This window comes from Bartonella rochalimae ATCC BAA-1498 (assembly GCF_000706645.1).
Taxonomy (GTDB): domain Bacteria; phylum Pseudomonadota; class Alphaproteobacteria; order Rhizobiales; family Rhizobiaceae; genus Bartonella; species Bartonella rochalimae.
In genome coordinates, this window is the sequence record NZ_KL407337.1 from 1,037,843 (window position 1) to 1,059,011 (window position 21,169).

At 39.5% G+C, this 21,169-nt stretch carries 21 protein-coding genes and 2 tRNA genes; 12 read left to right on the forward strand and 11 right to left on the reverse strand.

The features are described from left to right. The coding region (locus O99_RS06975) for a hypothetical protein (protein ID WP_210164649.1) at nucleotides 1-238 on the reverse strand (238 nt) is incomplete at its 3' end. Between the two features lie 377 nt (nucleotides 239-615). On the opposite strand from O99_RS06975, the gene tilS reads away from it, so the two are divergent. From tilS to glmM, 3 genes are all read left to right on the forward strand, one after another. Beyond that, entirely contained in the window at nucleotides 616-2,079 is a 1,464-nt protein-coding gene (gene tilS / locus O99_RS04445; protein ID WP_035006569.1) for a tRNA lysidine(34) synthetase TilS, read from the forward strand. A 151-nt stretch (nucleotides 2,080-2,230) separates the two neighbouring features. Then, entirely contained in the window at nucleotides 2,231-4,321 is a 2,091-nt protein-coding gene (ftsH, locus tag O99_RS04450; RefSeq protein WP_035006570.1) for an ATP-dependent zinc metalloprotease FtsH, read from the forward strand. Nucleotides 4,322-4,844: 523 nt separating this feature from the next. Continuing rightward, nucleotides 4,845-6,200: a phosphoglucosamine mutase gene (glmM, locus tag O99_RS04455; RefSeq protein WP_035006571.1), complete on the forward strand. Its 1,356-nt coding sequence runs from the start codon at nucleotides 4,845-4,847 to the stop codon at nucleotides 6,198-6,200. Nucleotides 6,201-6,836: 636 nt separating this feature from the next. Here the strand turns inward: glmM and O99_RS04460 are convergent. Both O99_RS04460 and O99_RS04465 read right to left on the reverse strand, forming a co-directional pair. Beyond that, entirely contained in the window at nucleotides 6,837-7,274 is a 438-nt protein-coding gene (locus O99_RS04460; protein WP_035006573.1) for a phage holin family protein, read from the reverse strand. Nucleotides 7,275-7,277: 3 nt separating this feature from the next. Continuing rightward, nucleotides 7,278-7,598, reverse strand: coding sequence for a DUF883 family protein (locus O99_RS04465; RefSeq protein ID WP_035006790.1), 321 nt, complete (start codon nucleotides 7,596-7,598; stop codon nucleotides 7,278-7,280). Between the two features lie 460 nt (nucleotides 7,599-8,058). Here O99_RS04465 and O99_RS04470 point away from each other — a divergent pair, with 460 nt between their 5' ends. Both O99_RS04470 and O99_RS04475 read left to right on the forward strand, forming a co-directional pair. After that, nucleotides 8,059-8,883 carry a MotA/TolQ/ExbB proton channel family protein gene (locus O99_RS04470; RefSeq protein ID WP_035006575.1) on the forward strand — a complete coding sequence of 275 codons (825 nt, stop codon included), beginning with the start codon at nucleotides 8,059-8,061 and terminating at the stop codon, nucleotides 8,881-8,883. Beyond that, complete coding sequence (locus tag O99_RS04475) at nucleotides 8,864-9,340, forward strand: biopolymer transporter ExbD (protein WP_078688886.1); 477 nt, start codon at nucleotides 8,864-8,866, stop codon at nucleotides 9,338-9,340. The genes O99_RS04470 and O99_RS04475 overlap by 20 nt, the downstream gene beginning before the upstream one ends. Nucleotides 9,341-9,668: 328 nt before the next feature. On the opposite strand, the gene dut is transcribed toward O99_RS04475, so the two are convergent. The 4 genes from dut to O99_RS04495 all read right to left on the reverse strand — a co-directional run bounded on the left by dut (nucleotide 9,669) and on the right by O99_RS04495 (nucleotide 13,155). Next, on the reverse strand, nucleotides 9,669-10,220 hold the full coding sequence (gene dut, locus O99_RS04480) for a dUTP diphosphatase (RefSeq protein ID WP_035006576.1): 552 nt from the start codon (nucleotides 10,218-10,220) through the stop codon (nucleotides 9,669-9,671). Nucleotides 10,221-10,455: 235 nt separating this feature from the next. Next, a complete protein-coding gene (locus O99_RS04485) occupies nucleotides 10,456-11,253 on the reverse strand; it encodes a VIT1/CCC1 transporter family protein (RefSeq protein WP_035006578.1) in 798 nt (265 codons plus the stop codon). Nucleotides 11,254-11,979: 726 nt separating this feature from the next. Beyond that, nucleotides 11,980-12,543 carry a disulfide bond formation protein B gene (locus O99_RS04490; protein WP_035006580.1) on the reverse strand — a complete coding sequence of 188 codons (564 nt, stop codon included), beginning with the start codon at nucleotides 12,541-12,543 and terminating at the stop codon, nucleotides 11,980-11,982. A 3-nt stretch (nucleotides 12,544-12,546) separates the two neighbouring features. Then, the gene (locus O99_RS04495) at nucleotides 12,547-13,155 is read right to left on the reverse strand and encodes a YqaA family protein (RefSeq protein WP_035006581.1); all 609 of its coding nucleotides are present in this window, start codon (nucleotides 13,153-13,155) and stop codon (nucleotides 12,547-12,549) included. A 171-nt stretch (nucleotides 13,156-13,326) separates the two neighbouring features. Here O99_RS04495 and O99_RS04500 point away from each other — a divergent pair. Further along, nucleotides 13,327-13,411, forward strand: a tRNA-Leu gene (locus O99_RS04500). 717 nt (nucleotides 13,412-14,128) lie between these two features. Here O99_RS04500 and O99_RS04505 read toward each other — a convergent pair. After that, nucleotides 14,129-14,632 carry a hypothetical protein gene (locus O99_RS04505; protein ID WP_235692222.1) on the reverse strand — a complete coding sequence of 168 codons (504 nt, stop codon included), beginning with the start codon at nucleotides 14,630-14,632 and terminating at the stop codon, nucleotides 14,129-14,131. On the opposite strand from O99_RS04505, the gene O99_RS07135 reads away from it, so the two are divergent. Then, complete coding sequence (locus O99_RS07135) at nucleotides 14,631-14,771, forward strand: hypothetical protein (protein ID WP_235692223.1); 141 nt, start codon at nucleotides 14,631-14,633, stop codon at nucleotides 14,769-14,771. The genes O99_RS04505 and O99_RS07135 overlap by 2 nt on opposite strands. 82 nt (nucleotides 14,772-14,853) lie before the next feature. On the opposite strand, the gene O99_RS04510 is transcribed toward O99_RS07135, so the two are convergent. After that, on the reverse strand, nucleotides 14,854-16,893 hold the full coding sequence (locus tag O99_RS04510) for a toprim domain-containing protein (protein WP_078673987.1): 2,040 nt from the start codon (nucleotides 16,891-16,893) through the stop codon (nucleotides 14,854-14,856). A gap of 22 nt (nucleotides 16,894-16,915) precedes the next feature. After that, a complete protein-coding gene (locus O99_RS04515) occupies nucleotides 16,916-17,911 on the reverse strand; it encodes a YdaU family protein (RefSeq protein ID WP_035006583.1) in 996 nt (331 codons plus the stop codon). 459 nt (nucleotides 17,912-18,370) lie between these two features. Between O99_RS04515 and O99_RS04520 the strand changes: the two genes are divergently transcribed. The 4 genes from O99_RS04520 to O99_RS04535 all read left to right on the forward strand — a co-directional run bounded on the left by O99_RS04520 (nucleotide 18,371) and on the right by O99_RS04535 (nucleotide 20,416). Beyond that, the gene (locus O99_RS04520) at nucleotides 18,371-18,691 is read left to right on the forward strand and encodes a helix-turn-helix domain-containing protein (protein WP_035006585.1); all 321 of its coding nucleotides are present in this window, start codon (nucleotides 18,371-18,373) and stop codon (nucleotides 18,689-18,691) included. Between the two features lie 300 nt (nucleotides 18,692-18,991). Then, on the forward strand, nucleotides 18,992-19,381 hold the full coding sequence (locus O99_RS04525) for a hypothetical protein (RefSeq protein WP_035006587.1): 390 nt from the start codon (nucleotides 18,992-18,994) through the stop codon (nucleotides 19,379-19,381). A 10-nt stretch (nucleotides 19,382-19,391) separates the two neighbouring features. Beyond that, nucleotides 19,392-19,583, forward strand: coding sequence for a hypothetical protein (locus O99_RS04530; RefSeq protein WP_035006588.1), 192 nt, complete (start codon nucleotides 19,392-19,394; stop codon nucleotides 19,581-19,583). Nucleotides 19,584-19,798: 215 nt separating this feature from the next. After that, the gene (locus O99_RS04535) at nucleotides 19,799-20,416 is read left to right on the forward strand and encodes a lambda exonuclease family protein (RefSeq protein WP_035006589.1); all 618 of its coding nucleotides are present in this window, start codon (nucleotides 19,799-19,801) and stop codon (nucleotides 20,414-20,416) included. A 208-nt stretch (nucleotides 20,417-20,624) separates the two neighbouring features. On the opposite strand, the gene O99_RS04540 is transcribed toward O99_RS04535, so the two are convergent. Next, a tRNA-Thr gene (locus O99_RS04540) sits at nucleotides 20,625-20,699 on the reverse strand. Nucleotides 20,700-20,897: 198 nt separating this feature from the next. On the opposite strand from O99_RS04540, the gene O99_RS06915 reads away from it, so the two are divergent. After that, nucleotides 20,898-21,050: a hypothetical protein gene (locus O99_RS06915; RefSeq protein ID WP_167884996.1), complete on the forward strand. Its 153-nt coding sequence runs from the start codon at nucleotides 20,898-20,900 to the stop codon at nucleotides 21,048-21,050. Nucleotides 21,051-21,169: the final 119 nt, after the last annotated feature.

Genomic DNA, 21,169 nt, shown 5'->3' on the forward strand with positions numbered 1-21,169 from the left:
TAAAGAAGGTTGATGCAGGAGGGGATGAAAGATAATGCGGTTTTTGATCAAGAAGCAAGAGTGCTTTATTTGATCCATAATTCCTTTGTGTATTGCGCTTCTCAAGAGATGGATGGGTGAAAACTGTAAAGAAGGTTGATGCGGGAGGGGATGAAAGATGATGCGGCAGCCAATTATAATCCCTGTAATGATTGTCTAGAGGATATGACGCAGAGCAATCATAGGAAGGAGCGCTCAAGCAAAGAGGTGCATTTTTTCTACAATGCTGTGAGGGGCATATACTGTATCATATTTGCTGTGATCGAAGGTTTTCTTTATTGTGTGGATGCAAGAATTTTTACGCCATTTATTAAGTGTTTTGATCATCAATTCTTGAAGACATGCAGCTGAAGCTATAGAGTGATAAAAAGGGTTTTATGAAGCGCTATCCTCTTTTATGAAGAGTTGGAAAGATAAAAATACTTTATAGTTTTGCGATTTTGCCGATTTTAATCCAGTGTATAATGGATTGATCAAAAGAGTAAAGTTTGTGATAACTTAAAGATAAATCAAAAGAGACTAAAATATTAGAGGTGTTTTTGTCCGTGCTTTAAATGAGGAGTGCAGTCGTTCTCAGTGTCTATTAAATTAGCAAAAAATCTTTTTAAAAAAACAGACTTTGCTCATTGTCAGAAATTGATTTTAGGGGTTTCTGGAGGAGGTGATTCGTTAGCTTTATTGTTTTTGGTCAAAGAGCATTTAAAAACAGTGCCTCTTGCTCCAGAGGTGATTGTTGTAACCATTGATCATCAATTACGTGAGGAATCAGCGTATGAAGCAGAAAGTGTTGCAAAGATTTGCCATGCCTTGCAGATAAAGCATATCGTTGTACGGTGGGAAGGTAAAAAGCCGAGGACACAAATAAGCGAAAAAGCGCGGATTGCACGGTATGATTTACTGTTCAAAGAAGCACAAAAACAAGGTGCAACACTGATTATGACAGGGCATACGCTCAATGATCAGGCTGAAACTTACCAAATGCGTGTTCAACGAAGTCAAAAGAAAACAGACGGTGCACAACAAGAAATTCCAGAAATACTTTGGGAAGAGAGGGGAAAAGAGAGGGAATCTGCAAATGAAGAAATGCAGATCTTAAAGGAAAAGAGTCAAAAAAGATCTGCTGAAAATGATGAAGAAAGATATGAGCGCGGTTTATCTTGTATGCCAAGGGAAGCTTTGTTGTATGGCAAAGTACGTTTGATTCGGCCGTTACTTGGGGTAAGGCGTAAAACGCTGCGTGCTTATTTATCTTTGCAGGGATCAAAATGGATTGATGATCCAACAAATGAGGATTTAAAATTTGAACGTGTGCGTGTGCGTCATGTTCTTCATCAAAAAAAGCTGACGGAAATTGCTCAAAAGGTTCATAAAGCTGCATTGCAACGTCGGGTTCAAGCGCAAAAAGTTGCAGATTTGATCTTAGCCTTGGATATTACTGTGGAGTATGGGCGCTGTTTTATCGGACAACCTCCTTCCTTTTTACAGAAACATCATGCTTTTCCCTTTGTTGTCGGGCTTTTTATTGTTCTCATGGGGGGAAGTTCGTATTTGCTGTCTTCTCAAAAATTAGCCGTTCTGGACCAAAAATTATCTTTGCATAATCCAGAAAAAAAACGGTTTACTCTAGCTGGGGCGGTTATTGAATATAGCCGAAAAGGAATTGCTATATGGCGCGAAGCACGTCATATTCAAGAAGCAATGATTGCTCCGGGAGAAATCTTTATATGGGATCAGCGCTATCAAATTATCAATCATGATACGTCAGCCATACGTGTGGGGCCTGCGGATTTGCTTCATCTGAAAGCTTCTCTCGATCAAGGAAAAAGTGATCTCGAATCCCCTCATTTCCCCTCTTTGCAATCGTTGGTGATGATTTCTCATGAAAAGGGGGTTGATATTCCAGAATTAACACCTCATTTTTATTGTCACCACAATATTATAATAAAACGAATTATGGCACCATTTCATTGGTTATTATCACAGGAGGATGCAGCGATTGTCAGTGTTGTAGGACCTTTTTTTAATTTTAATCATGAATAAAAAATGAAAATTTACAGAAAAAAGGGGAAAAAGGATGAAGAAAAATCATTTTAAAACAGAATAAATAGCTCTTATATCTTGGCAAGGAAGAAACAAGATTATATGTTGAACACGACTCTTAAGAAACTCTATTTAAATAAATGGGCTTAATATGAATTCCAATTATCGTTCCCTCTTGATTTGGGGGATCATCGCCGTTGTTTTAATCGTGTTGTTTTCTCTTTTTAATGGAGACAGTCAGCGTTCTGGAAATGGCGAAGTATCCTATTCTGAGTTTTTACAAAAAGTTGAGAATGGCGAGCTTAAAACTGTCACTATTCAAGGGCAAAAATTAGTAGGAAAAACAACAGATCAGAGGGTGGTTTCAACCTATGCACCAAGAGATCCAGGGTTGGTGCAAAAATTGGAAAACAAAAAAGTCAATGTTAAAGCGATTCCAGAAAATTCTGGGAATAATATCTTTCTTAATTTATTATTTTCGTTGCTTCCTGTTATTATTATCGTGGGCGCGTGGGTTTTCTTTATGCGACAAATGCAAAATGGATCACGCGGTGCGATGGGTTTTGGGAAATCAAAAGCAAAATTGCTGACAGAAGCTCATGGAAGAGTCACTTTTCAAGATGTTGCTGGTGTTGAAGAGGCTAAGCAGGATTTACAAGAAATTGTTGATTTTTTGCGGGAACCACAAAAATTTCAACGCTTAGGTGGACGTATTCCACGGGGCGTTTTGCTCGTAGGACCTCCAGGAACGGGGAAAACTTTGCTTGCTCGTTCTGTTGCAGGGGAAGCGAATGTGCCCTTTTTTACCATTTCTGGATCCGATTTTGTAGAAATGTTCGTCGGAGTTGGAGCAAGCCGTGTTCGTGATATGTTTGAACAAGCCAAAAAAAATGCTCCTTGTATTATCTTTATCGATGAAATTGATGCTGTAGGCCGTCATCGTGGTGCAGGATTGGGCGGAGGAAATGATGAACGCGAACAAACATTAAATCAGCTGTTGGTTGAAATGGATGGATTTGAACCCAATGAAAGCATTATTTTAATTGCTGCAACAAATCGTCCTGATGTTCTCGATCCTGCTTTATTAAGACCTGGACGTTTCGATCGACAAGTTGTTGTGCCCAATCCCGATGTATCTGGACGGGAACAAATCTTAAAAGTTCATGTGCGGAATGTGCCTCTGGCTCCTAATGTTGATCTGAAAATATTAGCAAGAGGAACGCCGGGATTTTCCGGAGCTGATTTAATGAATCTTGTCAATGAAGCTGCTTTAATGGCTGCAAGCCGGAATAAAAGAGTGGTCACAATGCAAGAGTTCGAAGATGCCAAAGATAAAGTGATGATGGGGGCTGAACGGCGTTCAACTGCTATGACACAAGAGGAAAAAGAACTGACAGCTTACCACGAAGCAGGACATGCGATTGTCGCTTTGAGTGTTCCCGTTGCTGACCCTGTTCATAAAGCAACAATTGTACCAAGAGGAAGGGCTCTGGGTATGGTCATGCAATTGCCAGAAGGGGACCGTTATTCTATGAGCTATCGGTGGATGATTTCACGTTTGGCTATCATGATGGGGGGAAGGGTTGCCGAAGAATTGAAATTTGGAAAAGAAAATATCACCTCTGGAGCAGCTTCTGATATTGAACAAGCAACAAAGTTGGCCAGAGCAATGATCACACGATGGGGATTTTCCGATATTCTCGGAAATGTTGCTTATGGTGATAATCAAGATGAGGTTTTTTTAGGTCATTCCGTAGCAAGAACACAAAATATCTCTGAAGAGACAGCCCGTATGATCGATGCTGAGGTCCGTAAGCTGATTGATGATGCTTACAAAAGTGCAACAAAAATTTTGAAAGAAAAAAAGAAACAGTGGTGGGCTATTGCTCAAGGTTTGTTGGAATATGAAACCTTAACAGGTCAAGAAATTAATAATATCATTCAGGGCAAACCTCCTGTTCGTGCACAAGCAAGTGAAGATCAGAATCCGCGAACCTCTGTTGTGCCTAAAACGGGGAAAAGAGGAAAACACGATACGTCTCATCTTGAAAAAGACAGTTCCAATCACGAGGGTGAGGCTAGTGATGCTGAAACAAAATCACGAAGCACAAAAAATAAAACCGAGACCAATAAATCTGATAAAGCTGAAACAGGAGATGTTTCCAGAAGTAAAGAAAAAACGTCAGAAAAGTCTCAGACTTCTGAACGAAAGAAAAAACAAACTCCTGCTAATGATGCTTAACTAAAACCTATTATCCTTAATAGCTCTGTGCGTTATCAACACAAAAATCTATTAAAATTCTTTAGAGGATTTTAAGGGCAGAAAGGATAGTGTCTAGGAGGGTGAAAGGTGCGAAGGTGGGATTTAAAAAATCAATTCAGAAAAAAGAGAGGTCTTGCAAAGGAGGGTGCAGTAAAAGCTGGACAAAAATTAAGATTCTTGAAAGATAAAATTATTGACGGAGAGTATAGAACTCTGAGCAGTGTGTTCTATATCCTCTTCTGAGGAGGATAGGAAAATATTGTCTTAATAAGAGATTTCCTTCTTCTTCTGAGTTTGTTCAAAAAGTTGAGAATGGTGGGCTTAAAACTGTAACTCTTCAAGTGCAAAAGTGAGGTGAGAAAATGATAGATCAGAGGGTGATTTCAACTGATCTATGCATCAAGAGACTCGGGGTTTGTGCAAAATTGAGAAAAATAATCAAAACATAATAAATGCAGTATGTGGGGGCTGTCAGAGAAACGGATATGTAAAAGGAAAAAAAATGGCACGAAAATATTTCGGTACAGATGGAATTCGAGGGAAAGCCAATCTTTTTCCTATGACACCAGATTTTGCCATGAAAATAGGAATGGCCGTGGGTGTTTTATTTCGCACAAAAGAACAGTCACATCGTGTGGTTATTGGAAAAGACACACGTTTATCTGGGTATATGTTAGAAAATGCTTTGGTTTCAGGATTGACCGCTGCTGGAATGGATGCTTTCTTATTAGGACCGGTGCCAACCCCTGCTGTTGCTATGTTATGCCGTTCCTTACGGGCTGATTTAGGCGTGATGATTTCCGCTTCCCATAATCCTTTTTATGACAATGGTATTAAACTTTTTGGTCCCGATGGTTTTAAACTTTCCGATGAAATAGAAATCAAAATTGAACAATTGGTTGAGAAAGATCTTGTACATTCTTTAGCAGAAGCTTCAGAAATCGGTCGTGCTAAACGTGTGGAAGGGGATATTTATCGCTATATAGAATATGCTAAACGAACTTTGCCACGTGATGTACGACTGGATTCTTTGCGTATTGTTGTCGATTGTGCCAATGGTGCTACTTATAAAGCAGCGCCACGGGCATTATGGGAATTAGGAGCAGAAGTCTTTGCGATTAATAATGAGCCAACAGGTCTTAATATTAACCAGAAATGCGGATCAACCGATCTCACCTCTTTAAAAAGGAAAGTACATGAAGTGCGTGCCGATGTCGGAATTGCTCTTGATGGCGATGGTGATCGGGTGATCATGGTTGATGAAAAAGCGCAAACTATCGATGGGGATCAAATCATTGCTGTTATTGCTGAGCATTGGTATAAAACCGAACGGTTGCAGAGAAATGGAGTTGTTGCATCGATTATGTCAAATTTGGGGCTTGAGCGTTTCTTAAACAACAAAGGATTGGAACTCATTCGTACAAATGTCGGAGATCGCTACGTTGTAGATGCTATGCGTCAAAAAGGATACAATGTGGGTGGGGAGTCTTCTGGGCATATTGTCTTAAGTGATTTTGGAACGACTGGTGATGGATTGGTCGCTGCCTTGCAAATTCTCGCTTGTATGCAGGAAAGTCAGATTCCTATGAGCCAGTTATGTCAGCGTTTTGAAACTGTTCCACAGATTTTAAAAAATATATCCATTAAAAATAAAAAGATCTTACAGAACTCTAAAGTCAAAACTGCAATTGATCAAGTCCAGAAACGTTTAGGAAAAGAAGTCCGGTTGGTAATTCGGCCCTCTGGAACTGAACCCTTCATTCGCGTTATGGCTGAAGGAGATGATCAAAAAGTCATTGAAGATGGTGTTGCAGAGATTAGCACTGTTCTTATCCAGTATGATAGCATTCAGGCATAAGTGTATAAAATAGCGGACAACTTTTGAGAAAATGATCGGCTTCCCAGTGTTTGTTGCTGTGAATTTCTCTGTTTGATTCCCTAAATTTATATAAGAGGAAGGGAAAACTTCTTCTTTTTGTTCTTTTGTGGAAAGAAATCTCTCACTCTTTTTACAGGATGAAGAGCAGCTATAGTTGTTCTATCAATTCGGTTCTTATGATCAGCAAAGGGAAGAGATGACAATAATCACTCAATATAAATGCTTTCTTTTATAGGCAATAAATGCTTTCTTTTATAGGCATTGGATATGAGAAATCGTTGAGAAGACTCCATAAGAGAAACAGATATTTTGAGGTGAAGATTATTCTCTTGCTGTCTTTGAAGAAATTGATGGATCAAAAGCAGTGATGTGCTTGTGGGCAAATTTGCTTTGTGAGATCAAGCAGAAGAGAATGTGTCATGGGAATGAGGAAAATATTATATTTGTTGGATGCGTTTAACTCTCGTTATAAACAATATGAAAGTCATTACAGGGTGCGTTCTTCTGAAAATAAGAGGTCTTTTTAAAAGCTTTACCTTGAAAAGAAAGCTTCTCGAAGAGAGTTTTGGGTGAAGAGCAAACCTCTTTTAGATGCATGAGACGCTCCCCCTATTTCTAGGGGTGGTCTTTTTTATTTTTTTTCAAAAGAAAATAAGTGATAAACCCAAGAAGAGGTCCTCCTAATTTAACAAGAGGTAAATGTTTGTTCAGGAGCGTAAGACTGGAAAGGGCTGAAGCTGTTATAAGCTCATGACGCTGTTTTTCCCACTGCTTCTGGTGATCGCGACGATGATACGATTTTAAAAGCTTGCAAAGAACAGCGCTAAGTCCTGCGATAAAAAGCCAAATCAAAAATAATGTACTTGCTGCCGCAAGAGGAGACATCACCAAACAGAATGCGAGAAAACCTATGATGCATAAAAAGATAAGAGCTATAAATAATGCAAGTCCAATAATTCCATAGCAAAATGTTTGGATTTGAATCTTCTTCACAGTACTTTGGATTCCTCCACCAACAAGGTGGTTCAAAAGGGGAGTAATCATTTTATACATTGGTTAACGGCGCAATAAGTGAGAAAGAATAAAACCAATGCCTGTTGCAATGAGAAGCGCTTTGCCAGGATGCTCTCGAACTTGTTGATTGACTGTTTTTTCTAAATCACTGTACTTGCTTTTCGCTTGTGATAAGAGTTCCTCACTATTTTCTTTCGCTGAACTGTAAAGTTGTTCGGCTTTGTTTTTTGCTTCGTTCATTTTGTTGGAACTAAAGTCACTGACGGTCGAGGTGATGCTTGCAATTTCATTGCGTAATTGATCCAATTGTTTCTTTAGTTTTTTTTCTGTCTCTGTTTTGTTGTTTGTTTTATTATTTGCCATAGCCATTGTTCTTTCTATTGACTGATGTTGCACATAGTATTGATATCATTTGACTGAAATAAAAATTTCCTCGTCATGCTTTGTAACGTCATAAAATCTTCTTGGTTCCCTGATCTATTAAGGAACAGTTTTTTTAGATGACAATTCTAACAAAAATGGGGGGATTTGCTTCTTACAACATTGTAAAGAAGAGTGCTCTACAAAAACAAGGGACATCTTCGATAAATAGACTGATGTAATCGGTCCTAATAATGTGAGATTTTCTTTATAAGTTAGAAAAAAAGAAATATAAATAACATCTTAAAAAAATCTTCTTGATGATAAAAAAGATTAATCGTAAGTAATAAAGAATGATTGACTTGTTTTTTGCAAATTTATACCTTTAAAAAGCGAATATAAAGAAGAGTCGGGAAGTATAAAGGGGGAATAAAAATTTAAATATAAGGATTTTGAATAGAATATGACATCTCATACAGTTCCTTTAGAAAACAATACAAATGCATTACCCATGCATGATTTCTCTCCTTTTTCAATGTTTATGGCTGCTGATTGGGTTGTGCAAGCTGTTATTATCGCTTTATTGTTGGCTTCTCTTCTTTCCTGGACCATTGCTTTTTTTAAAATTGTTGAATTCACTGTTGCAAAATATAAAGCACGGCGCGTCTTTCAATTAACGAATGATGCTCAAACATTTGCAGAACTCATAGCAAGCTTTCAAAAGATTAAAGGAACTTCTGTCTTCTTTTTGGAAGAAGTTCTCAAAGAAATACGTCTGTCGTCTCAACAGCTTTGTCTTATGAAATCCAAAGATTTGCATCAAAACCAAAGCGAAGTTTTTCCTTATGATATCCTTTCTTGTGGAAATATCGATGGAGTGAAAGAACGTGTTCATTCGCTTTTATCACGCTCCTTGTTTGCTGCAATGCGGCGTATCGCTTGCGGAAGTGCCGTTCTCGCGACGATTGGATCTGTGGCGCCCTTTGTTGGTCTTTTTGCAACCGTGTGGGGGATCATGAATGCCTTTATTGGAATCGCAAAATCCCAAACAACACGGTTGGATGTCGTCGCACCTGGAATTGCTGAAGCTTTGCTGGCAACAGCTATAGGGCTCTTTGTCGCAATTCCTGCTGTTATTCTCTATAATGGTTTTATACGTTTTTTGAATGGATATCGAAATGATTTAGCCGATATCGCAGCGGCAATCGAAAGACTTATAAGTCGTGAATTCGATAGACAACAACAGAATAAAAATTATCAGCTCAGCCATGAAAATAGATCAATATGATAATTGGGAAAACAATGAAGAAGGCCTCCATAGTGAGATTAATATAACGCCTTTCATTGACGTCATCTTAGTGCTGTTGATTGTTTTTATGGTCGCTGCGCCTTTAGCAACGTCTGTTCTTCCTGTTCAGTTGCCTACTCTTACGCAAACCCCTATTGTTGCTCAGACCGATGAGCCCATTTATATTACCTTGAAAAAGGATCATGCTCTTTATATTGGAAAAAATCACACCAGCAAAACAGAGTTGATTGATCTTTTGTTACAGAAAACGCAACGTAATTTCGAAACAAAGATTTTTATTCGAGCAGATAGCGAAATCGATTATGGAGCTGTTGTGGATCTCCTTAATCAAATCCGAAGTGCTGGATATACTAAAATTGGTCTTGTAGGGCTCCATAAAGCTGCAATAACTGCTCCTAATTTTGCGGTAAATGATCCTATTGAAGATGATGACTGAATATATTCTAGAGTATTTGCTCCTTCTAGAATCTGTGTTGTCCTCTCTGTGTTGTGGGCTATTTGGGAGTATGGAACTTTTGTTCAGAGGACACTGTGGCATCTGGGGTAGAGGCAGTCTCTGTGCTTTGTCTATATGGAGAGGTGTGCGGGGCATTTGCTGTTCTAGAATCTGTGCCGGCCTCTCTGTGTTGTGGGCTATTTGGGAATGTGAAACTTCTTTTCAGAGGATACTGTAGCATCTGAGGTAGAGGCAGTCTCTGTGCTTTGTCTATATGGAGAGGTGTGTGAGGGAAATATTGCGGCCCTGAAGAAGAGAGGTGAGAGTGTTATTCTTGTCCTGTTGAGCCAAAGCCTCCCGTGCCGCGTTCGTTTGGAATGGCTTGGAAAGAAGCAGAAAGGGGATCTGCTTGATGAGGATCAAATTCGCAAACATCAACTTGGGTAACTGGGGCAATAACCGTTTGTGCAATGCGCATTCCACGGTGGATGGAGAAATCTTCTTGCCCTAAATTAATGAGAAGGACTTTAACTTCACCACGGTAATCGCTATCAATTGTTCCAGGAGTGTTTAGGCAAGTGATGCCATGTTTTAAAGCAAGGCCAGATCGTGGACGTATTTGTGCTTCGTACCCTGGAAGAAGATGAAAGATAAAACCAGTGGGTATGAGAATACGCTGTCCTGGGACGAGATTCACAGTTTCTTCTGGGGCAAGAGCAGCCCGCAGATCAAGACCTGCAGATCCTGCCGTTGCATAATGGGGAAGCTCAAGCCCCTGTCCGTGATCAAGACGCTGAATCCGCAGAGGAAGTTTTTGTACCAGGTGAGAAAAAGTGTCTTTTTGAGGTGTCGAAGGGGGAGTATTTGAAGAATGAGGCATGGCAAGGAATTTCCAAAAGATAAATCAAGTTTATATCCTAACAAAAGCCTTCCTACAAAACAAGCAGATATGATTTCATTAACAAGTACTCCCCTTTTTGGGCTCAGCTTGTGCCAATCAAAATCCCTGTCGCAAAAACTAAAGCGCCGCCAAGGATCATCTGAAGAGAAGCTTGTCATGAGGAGGTGGATGTGAATTTATATGATTTCATTAACAAGCGCTCCCCTTTTTGGGCTCAGCTTGTGCCAATCAAAATCCCTGTCGCAAAAACTAAAGCGCCACCGAGGATAATCTGAAGAGAAGCGCGTCGTAAGGGGGTAGACATGAATTTATTTTGGATCCAAACAATGGCTCCTAACTCAAAAATGACAATAATGAAAGCAATAAGCGTTGCTAAGAAAAAAGAGTCAATCAAATAAGGAATCGTATGTCCTAGACCACCAAGCATTGTCATCAGACCGCAAGCAATCCCTCTTTTTATAGGTGAGCCACGGCCAGATAATTTACCATCATCATGGAGAGCTTCTGTAAATCCCATTGAAAGACCAGCACCAATAGAAGCAGAAAGGCCCACTAAAAAAGTTTTGTATGTATCACCCGTAGCAAAAGCTGCTGCAAAAATAGGAGCAAGGGTGGAAATGGAACCATCCATTAATCCCGCAAGGCCAGGTTGAATCCACGTTAGAAGAGTTTTCTTTTGATGAGGAGTAAGGGTCGATTGTTCTGTCTCTACAGAGGAGGACTCAGCAGCAGAAAAGGATGAAAAATCAGAGATTTCAGGCGATGAATCTAAGGTTCCTTCATTTATATGGCAAGAAAGGTTCAGTAATTGTTTGTGGTGTTGGAGCTCATTATGACTCATGGTTGCAAGAATCAAAGCTTGAGTGGGACAAGATGATTTGAGTGCTTGTGCGTATTTTAAATACAATGCAGCATGGTCTTTTTTTAATTGGGTGGCATGAGCGACAATTTCTTGCGCTGTGCAGGAAGAACAAACCTTCTGGGGTGTTGATGAAAAGAAATGCTTAGGCATTGGACTCATATGATTAGTTTTAGAATTATTCTAAAATATAAAACGAAAATAATGAAAGTCAATTCGAAAACTTTCTGATCAAAGTAAAATTGTGGAAGAGGGAAATTTCCTTTGTCGAAAAAATTCCGCTAAGTCGGTAAAGAATACCAATAAAATATCCTGTAGGATGACAATCCTTAGATGCACTTTATAGAGAATGAAAACGTTCGGAGATGTTTGCTGTTCGAGGAAATAAGGGGACTCTTAAAACGTCAAAAGAAGAGTATCGTCTCTTTGATAGAGGAATCTATGGATTTTGGATAAAAAAGAACGAAAAGAGCTCTTTGCTTTCTTCTGGAGTATGGTGGGGAGGATGATGAGGAATTGGTGGAGGTGAATGGAAAATCGATTTTGTACAGTGAGAGGTATGCTACTTAAGTGATGGCACGAAAGGAAGGTATGTTCTCTTGTCTTTGGAAAAAAGAAAGCGAACTCTTTGAGAAAGGGATTTCATCTGAAACATTTTTGAAAAGTGTACCGTTCTTCTTTCTGGCAAGAAATCATTGAAAATAATGGATAAGGTGCAAGAAAAAACACGAAGCGGGCAGTGCTTCTCGTTACTTCCTGAAGAAAGAAAAATAGAAAACATCGTCTTGAGGAAAAATGCTTTTGAAAGGTGAAGAGAACAATTGAAAAGAGGAGGATTTTGTTCGTATTATGGGCTGTTGTTTGTATTTTTTATGGTTTTTACTGTTTTTTCAAGAGTCCTTTTGAAGCAACAAAGAGGCTGATAAGCATCAGAACTAAACTAGCAACAGCATTCCAGCCAGCAAAGGAAAGAAACAAAAAATATCCCGCTGCTTGATTACAAGAGGGAGATTGAATAGCGTTTAATTGATTTAAAAGGTGAGAGGCATCCGTTATGATCATGGTAGAGTGTGACGTGCAATTATTCGGTGCGTCCCAAAAGCGATATTCAGCGCCTGCGTGGTAGATTGCTAAGATAAGGCTGATGACCATGAGGATAAAAATACCCCAGAATAAAGAGCGTATCCAAGCAGAGGAGGGGAAAAATCGTGTTGATAAGGCAGCAATACTCAAAAATATCAGAGAGCCATAATAAGGAAAGCGTTCAATGATGCACAACTTGCAGGGAAGAATGCCACCAATATATTCGAACACAAGGGCAATGCCAATCGGAATCAATAAAAGGATAGCAAGAATAAAAATCCATAATTTTTGCTCTTTGCTCTTCAGTGTACAGTGAAGATGTTGGCTAAAAGAATAGTCAGAAAAGATCACTGTATGCACACCTTAAAGAGAAAAATATGATTTGAGAAAAAGAATGTATAATCCATAAATGAATAAAAGCAAAAGAAAACAAAGGGGCATAAACCATTTAAAGTGATGGGAAAGCCAGTCAGTCGCTTGAGAGCCAAAACGTTGAATCAGCCAAGCAAAAAGATAAAAACGTGTCCCACGGGAAAGGATACAGAGAAGAATAAAAAGCCAAAGATTAAAATGGGTAACGCCTGCAAGAAGGGTGGTTATTTTGATGGGAGGAAGATGGGTGAGACCTGAAACAGTCAGTAAAACTGCTAAAAATTCTTGCGTTGTATCATTGTATAATATTTGAAAATTTTCATATTGATCGGTCAATTCTAACAGAGGCTTAACAATCGCGTCAAAGGCAAAATAGCCAAGACACCATCCAACAATACCCCCAAAAACAGAAAAAAATGTTGCAATAAAAGCATAAAAATACGCCTTCTTAGGGCGGACAAGCGCGATGGGAATATACAAAACATCCGCTGGAATAAAAAAAATAAAACTTTCAATAAAAGCAATAAAACCAAGCCAATAAGGCGCTGTACGGCGCTTCGCCAGTGAAATTGTCCAAAGCTTTACTGAGTTCAAGATCATTATTTCTTCCGACAATTCAAAGAGGCAAAGAAGATCAAAAAAATCTTAGGAAGCCTGAATGAGACAAAAATAGCCAATTTTTGCAAAAAAAAAATCTAGTGTTGACGAATCTTCTGTTCTTTATATAGTGCAAAAAAAGAGGGGACAAGTGTGTTCCTTATCAGATGTCGTGCGGGTGTGGTGGAACTGGTAGACGCGCCAGACTCAAAATCTGGTTCCGAGAGGAGTGTCGGTTCGAGTCCGACCACCCGCACCACTTTATTTCATATTCTCTTAATTTAAAGTATAAGATCTTTCCCTCCAAAAATAGATCAAAATCTTATCAGAGGATACTGTGGTATCTGGGGCAGAGGCAGTCTCTGTACTTGTCTGTATGGAGAGGTGTGCGAGGGAAATATTGTTGCTCTGAAGAAGAGTGGTGAGAGTGTTATTCTTGTCTTGTTGAGCCAAAACCTCCCGTGCCGCCAATAAAGGCATAGAGCGTCTTTTGAGGGCAAACAATTGTGATGGGAATATACAAAACGTCCCTTGGGATAAAAAATAAAACTTTCAATAAAAGCAAAAAACCAAGCTAATAAGGCGCCGTTTGTTTCCAATACAGCTCGTGGAGAGACAGCATCTCTCCGATCTTTCTGGTGCTTATGCAGAGCTTCTTTGAAAGATTTGTTGAACGGCTTCTCTTTGCCGGATTCTCTTCGGAGGGAAGTCAAAAAGATGTGCTAAAAGAGTTTTTTGTAAAAAAGAGAGCATATGTAAAAAAGAGAGCATATAAAGAGGCACATACAGAGAAAATGAAGAGACAAGAAGAAGTATAAGGGTAGAAGCAATGGGTGGGGACTCCAAAGGTGTGTGTTAGAACATGGTGATGAAAGAGGTGATTCGTGCTTTTTTCAAAAAGTTTAGATGTCTTTGTGCGATTTGCAGTGCGGCAGTGAGCAGCAAGCCAGTCTCTTTTCAAGAAGTTAAGACATGTTTAAGATATCTTTGTGCGATTTGCGTAGCCCCAATGAACAGCAAGCAAGTCTAAACAGTCGCGTAAATGATCAGCAAGAGAATTTTGTTTGCGTTTGGAGGGACTTAATTCTTTAAATGCTTGATCATAACCGACCACTTGTTCAACCAGTCGATACCCAAGAGTCCCTAATTCGATTTTGACTGTTTGTAATTGTTTGAGGGCATTTGTTTGGGCTTCTATTGGGTGGGTATATCGCTGATCGCTATCCACTTTTTGAATGGTCAAATCAAGACTCATTTGTGCATCACCTTGGCATTGACGCCAATAAACATAAAAGCGTTCTGCTGCTTTGTATTGCGCTTGGTTGATATGTCCTTTCTTATATAAAAGGGCAATGGGACGGCTGTGGGCATCAATAAAAGCAAGAGTGGTGCGTGGGTTTTTTGTTCTGATTGGAGATGTAGGTTGAAAGGCAGGATTACTCGTTTCGATGATCACTTCTCGAGTTTTTAGGTGACCAATGGATTTCTTTTTACAGCGAGAGCAGGAGGAGAGACAGGGATGGGAGGATTGTTGTTTTTTGCTGGAGGGAATGGTGGAATCTGTTTTTTGTGAATGGGTCATGATGTTTCCTTCTGAAGAGAGTGGTGGTGTTATTTGAGAGGAAAAGCACTGAAGTAAAAGCTTTAAGGGGTATGAATGTTGGATGATTGAAGGAATTTGGGTTGGTTGATGGATTGTTCTTAAAGAGAATTATTCTTTTGTATTGCAGGGTTTTTCTGTGCGGCGAGAGTAGGGGGAGAGACAGGGATGGGAGGATTGTTGTTTTTTGCTGGAGGGAATGGTGGAATTTGTGTAGCGAGGGAAGATAAAGGAGAAAAAGAAGGAGATTCTTGTGGAAGAGGAGGTGTAGAAAAACAGTTGACTGTGGGAGAGATGATGGGGCTTTGCTTTGAGTCCAAAGAGCTATTTTGGTTCTGTTCAATATAGCATCGGGGCGTTAATGGAGCAGAAGAAGAACAACGATAACGGTAAGTTTTAGGATCAAACCAGAGCCCAATTTTTCCTTCAAAATCCCCAGAGCGTTGTTTGGCAATATTGATAATAACACCTGGGCGTTGTGCTAAGTGCGCTTTTTCTTCTGGTTTATGGGTAGACAAAATTTTGTCTTCTAAAGAACGGTTCCGCCAAATGGTGATGATGTTAAAAGCATTGGCACCAATTTCTGAGGCGCCTTTAATATCTTCTGTGCCTGGGACATCCTTTTCTAAACCACTTTTGCGTGTATGTGTTACAAGATGAATGTGAACAGCGTTTAAAACTGCCCAATCAACTATTTTATAAACAGCTTGTTCTTGTCTTGCATAGTCATCGGAGGCGATCCCAAGGCGCATCAAACTGTCTATAATAAACTGGTCACAGCCATATTTGGCACGGCAATAGTCAAAAATATCTAAGAGGGCATCAACGCTTGATTTGCCTACATGCTCGTACAAAATAAGACCTGCATCTAAAAAATGAAGAACGCGTTCAATCATTTCTTTCGTTGGTTGGTCCGTTCCGCCAGTTTGTTTCGTTAAACGACGTAAAGATTGTTCTCCTTTCATTTCAAGAGAAGCTAAGCAAAGACGGCTTTTTTGCGCAATCCAATGGGGAATGCAATCCGATAAAAGTTGGCTTTTGCCAGCACCACTGGCTCCACTCCAAAGGGTCAATTCCGCAGGGCGAAAATAAAGTTTACCATTCAGTTTTGAATAGGGAACTGTATAGCCAAGATGCTGTTTTGCAGAAGGATAAAATAAGTTTATAACTTGCTCCTTATAATCCAAAACATGGCGTAACCCCTTGGGGGTAAAACTTTGAGCTTGCAAAAAAGCTTCGTGGATGATGGAAGCGTCAACACCTGCTTGTAAACACGCATTCGCATCTTTGCCAGGAAGGCGGACGCGATAACATCGATGGCGACCAAGGCGATGGGCAATCTCAAATGCTGCTTCTTCCCCCGGTGTATCCATATCCGTAGCAAGAAAAATAGTTTCAAAAGACTCTAAACGATCAAATTCATTCTCAATCCAATTTTGTTTGCCTCCTTTCCCGCCGCCAAAGGGAACAGAAACAGCTGGATATCCATAGGCTGCTAAAGAAAGCGCATCAATTTCTCCTTCAGTGATCACAAGGGTTCGGTCCGTTGAAGCACAGTCTTTGAATGACAAAGCTTGCCAGCCAAATAAAATCGGTTCACATTGAGAGGCTGTTGGTTTTGCTGTTGCACCGTTTTCGGCTAAGCGCTCTTTCACTAAGGCGAGGGTACCATCTGGTTTATAAAAAGGAAAAATAATCTTATTGCCCTCTTCGCCAATCCGGTATTGCTGTAAAATTTCAAGGGGAATGCAACGCTCTTTGTGCAAATATATTTTAACCCGCTGTTGTGGAATATTTGCTTTCGGAAGAGGAGGAGCACGATAATGATGGCGAGGAGCCATAAAAGGTTTTGGACGAGAAAGATTGAGATAAGCGCGTGCTTCATCAAGCGCCTCAGGAAGACTGATCCCTTTAACACTACACCACAGGTCAAGAAGATCTCCGCCATTGCCTTCAGCAAAATCATACCAAAGCCCTGCTTTTTTGCCGCTTAAGCTGATCGATAGGCTTTGTCCTGCTTCGCCGTGGATATTGCCCACAACCCAAGAATTGCCGCGCTTTTTCCCTTGTGGAAGCAGCATTTCTGCTATGGAGCCCGCTTGGGCGGTAAGTCTTTGTTTAATTTCAAAAAGTGTGCTCATTGTTATCGATGTGTTAAGAAACTTAATAATTGATAAGGCCGCTATAAAGCCTTTCTTCGTGGTCGTTGCTTAGGGCAGATGCAAAGTGGGCCGAAAGAGCGATAGAGGACAAAGCAGCAAGTCGTTTATCATTTTCTTGTAAACGCTCAATTTCACGGCGGTACCAATTACGCCAGGTGGCTGTCCAATCAACTTTTTTTGCATCTTTGCCACTTTTCGCTTGCCAATAATCACGAAACTTTTTTTCTTGCCAAAGGGCTTGTTCTTCATTGAGCCCTTCTGAAATTGCTGCTGCAATGTCAGCACGCCACTCAGGGGGAAGTCGACACCCTTTGACGTCTTTTTTGGGAGAAAGACTGTCACAAAAAGAGGCAGAAGAAACAACCGCAGACGGTTTCTTTTGTGAAACACCGTTAGGGGATTCTTTTTCCTCTGTCTTCTGATCAGGGGAAAGTTGACATCCTTTGATGTCTTTTTGGGGAGAAGGACTGTCACAAAAAGAGGCAGAAGAAACAACCGCAGACGGTTTCTTTTGTGAAACACCAGTAGGTGTTTCTTTTTCTTCTGTCTTCTGAGCTTCTGAGTTACGTTCAACATCTAAAGGAGAGGCGTTGAGCAGATGCTGAAATTGTTCGTTGATTTTCTTGCGTTTTTTTGCTGAAGAGCGTCCCGCAGAGGATTTTTGCTCAAGTAATTTTGCGCGTTCATGAAAGACAATTTCACACCGTGTGTTCCAAAGACCACTGGCGAGCTGTAATATTTTCCCTTCCGTTATTAACATCTCTAAAACGCTTTCAAAAGTTCGCTTGTCACAACCACAAAGACGCGCTAAACGTTCTATTGATAAATTTAAAGGGCGCCCTCGCGCGTACATTTCATTCAGTAAAATTGTATAAATGCCAATTTCATGTGCCCGCATTCCACGGACTCCACCAAGGAAATCATTCTGGTACCAACAGACATAAGGAAGTATCGAGGATTCATAATGCGGAGCTTCTGAGTGTAGAACTTGTTTCATAGGGAAATAAACTTTCTTCTTTTTCGTCTGATATGAAGGGGTAAAAAGCAAAAAATATATTTTTATGTCTCCCAAAAACTATATTGGTTACATTTATTATTTTGAAAAATATTGCTGTTTCATTTTTGTGTTGTTTCGCTTTGTTCTGGTAGACAATCATTTTTTTGTGTATTTCCTTAAAATTGACTCATCAATTATGCAGAATTTAGAGAGTTGCAATTTTACAATTTGAGGTTGTATAAAAGATGGAAATTGAAGAGGGCAAAATAACAATATACGGGTTTTTGAAAAATGACTGTCTAATTCTTAAACTTTGACTTGGGGTGTTGTTTTTTAATAAAAAAATGATGAATCCTCCAAATAAGTGAAAATTTCCGTTAATTTTATCCTCTTTAGAAGATAAAGCAAGTCAATTTTATTACAAACAGATTTTTTTAAGATAGGCTATAGGGTGAGACTATGAATATTGATGGTTGGCGTCAAAGATTGCAGGAAGCACTTCAAAAAAGTGGACGGTCAAAAAGGTCTATCTCACTCTCTGCAGGGAAAGGAGCTGGATATTTGCACTCCATTCTCTCTGAAGGAAAAGAGCCGACGATTGAATCCCTCTATCGTGTCTGTCACGCAATTAATGTGAGTATGAGTTATATTCTCTACGGACAAGAGACAATGCCTGAAGATCAAGAGTTTATTGATCTCGTTTTGCAGGTTTCTCCTGAGGAGCGGAAGGCCATTTTAACTCTTTTGCGTCGATCGCTTGACGGAGACGAAACAAAATAATCTGTTGTGTTTTTCGGTCAAGTTTTGTCCAAGATTGTAATAGTTCGAAATCACGCATTTCAGCCCCCCGTCTGTTGAAAATATATAGATTTAGAATAATCGGAAACAATGCAGAGCAAGATGGGAACAAGAGAACAGTCCGTTCTTGTTTTCATTTGAGCATTGGTAAAAGTCATAATATATCTTTTATTAAGGATAAAATAATTGACATATCTTCCATAGAGGATATAAGACTAACGCTATATTTGATCATGTCAAGACAAAGCTTAGCTTTATCAACTGTCTAAGGGAGAAATATTCATGAAAAATATTCCATTCGTTAAAGAGGATGAAATTCTTATCATTCTCTGTGAAGATGAAATCAACGATACGTATGATGGTCCTCTTGAACGAGAAGAAGTGATCGAACTGGTCGAGAATAAATATGATGATGTGGTTCGACTTTTACGGCTCGATTTAAGGTCATTACATGCCGATGATGTAAGCGAAAAAATCGCCGAATTATATATGAATATGAAAATTCGTGATGGCTATGACCAAGATGAACAAGTAGCTCCTTTCATTTTTAATAGTGATGCTTATCATGCTTATTTAGATCAAAAAATTGCCCAAGAATATGAAGACAATCTCTATGGATCTTATGAAAAACAGCATCGTTTGCGTTGGTCTGATGTGTTGAATGAATATTGAGGGGAAAATAATGAAAACTTACCTCAAAACATTCTCTTATGGATTACCACTCTATTATGCCGGATATGCACACAATATCATCAAATTGGAACCACAACAAAAAAATGCCTGTTCTTTTATTTCACACTATGAAGCAGAGGCAGTAGCACGGAAATTAGCGCTTCAGTATCAGCGTGATGATTTTTATATAGCGCAAAAATAGGAATGCATTTCCTCATTTCTTTATGCCCATGATCGTACAAAATTAATTCCAGAAAATAAAAAACCGTAAGCAACAAGAAAAAGTGAGTCCAGTTGCGCAATGCTGGGTGTGTGCAGTTCTGTGGTGTTGTTTTGTTGGAGCTGTGTGTTGCGCAATGCTGGATTTGAAAGGTTTTCAAAGAGAGACAAGAGCGGGAAAAAGGGAGAATATTGAAAATGCCAACGATTATTGATTGTGTTCAAGGAACAGACGAATGGCGCCAAGCACGGAATGGTTTAATTACTGCTTCTTTGTTCGAGATGGTCCTTGCACAAAAACAAGATGGAAAAAAAACGCAAAAATATACTTCTTTAATGATGAGGCTTGCTGGAGAAAGAATAACAGGAAAGCCTATCGAAGAGGGAGCAACGTTGCCTATGCGGCGCGGCATAGAATTAGAACCACAGGCACGTCAGCTTTATGGAACTCTTACACAGACAGAACCTGAATGCGTTGGTTTTATTTTGGCCGATGATCGTTTGAAAGGAGCTTCTCCAGATGCTTTGATCGGGACAAATGGGATGTTGGAAATCAAAACAAAAAAACCTGAAATTTTAATCCCTTATTATACGCAAAGGAATTTTCCTCTTGAACATAAAGCGCAATGTCAAGGAGGGTTATGGATTGCACAACGTGAATGGATTGATTTAATGATCTATTGGCCGGATATGCCGCCTTTGATTAAACGTGCTTATCGCGATGAGGCTTATATTCGAAGGCTTGAAATAGAAATTAACCGATTTAATGAGGCTTTGGCAGTGATGGTCCATCGTCTGCAAACGATTTCTTTATAAACAATGGTGGAAAAGGATGTTGTAAAATTACAGCAGTTGGGAAAGAAAAAGCCATGAATTCTACGAAAAATTTTAGGGAGATAGAGAGTGCAAATTTGAGGAGAAAAGGCAGAAAAAATAAAAAAAACGAGTCCACATGCAGAAAATAAAAAGAAAGGTTTCTGCGTGAATCAAGAAAGCATCGTCAAAAAAGGGGGTTCTACACATATGGTGCTGCGAGAGAGGATTGAACTCTCGACCTCTCCCTTACCAAGGGAGTGCTCTGCCACTGAGCTACCGCAGCACTTTGAATCTTCGTGCCGCCTTGTGCCATATTGTTACAAAATAGGCAAGAGAACATTGATCCATTCTTGCAAGTCAGTCTATCTTATGTCATGACAAAAAAGGTGATATAAGAAGCAAAAAGATAAAGGGGAGATAGAGTGTGTATTGAATGGGCTCCCGGTTATCAAAAAAGTGAAATTGTTCAAAAAAATGTATCATGACACAAATGGATCAACAAAAACAAGACGATAATAAAAAATACAAAGATGAGAAAAAAAAGCAACGCCAAGAAAGGCTAGCCCAGCAATTGCGCGCTAATTTAAGACGTCGAAAAGAGCAAAATCGAAAACGATTTCAGGATAATTCCTAAAAAAGACTTCCGATTAAGGTATTTTTACGGCATTTTTGCAACCAAACCTCTTAATGATTCGTTTCAAAGTCAGAAAAAAGACGCTTCAAGGTATTCACTTGTTTGAAAGGAAACTCTTC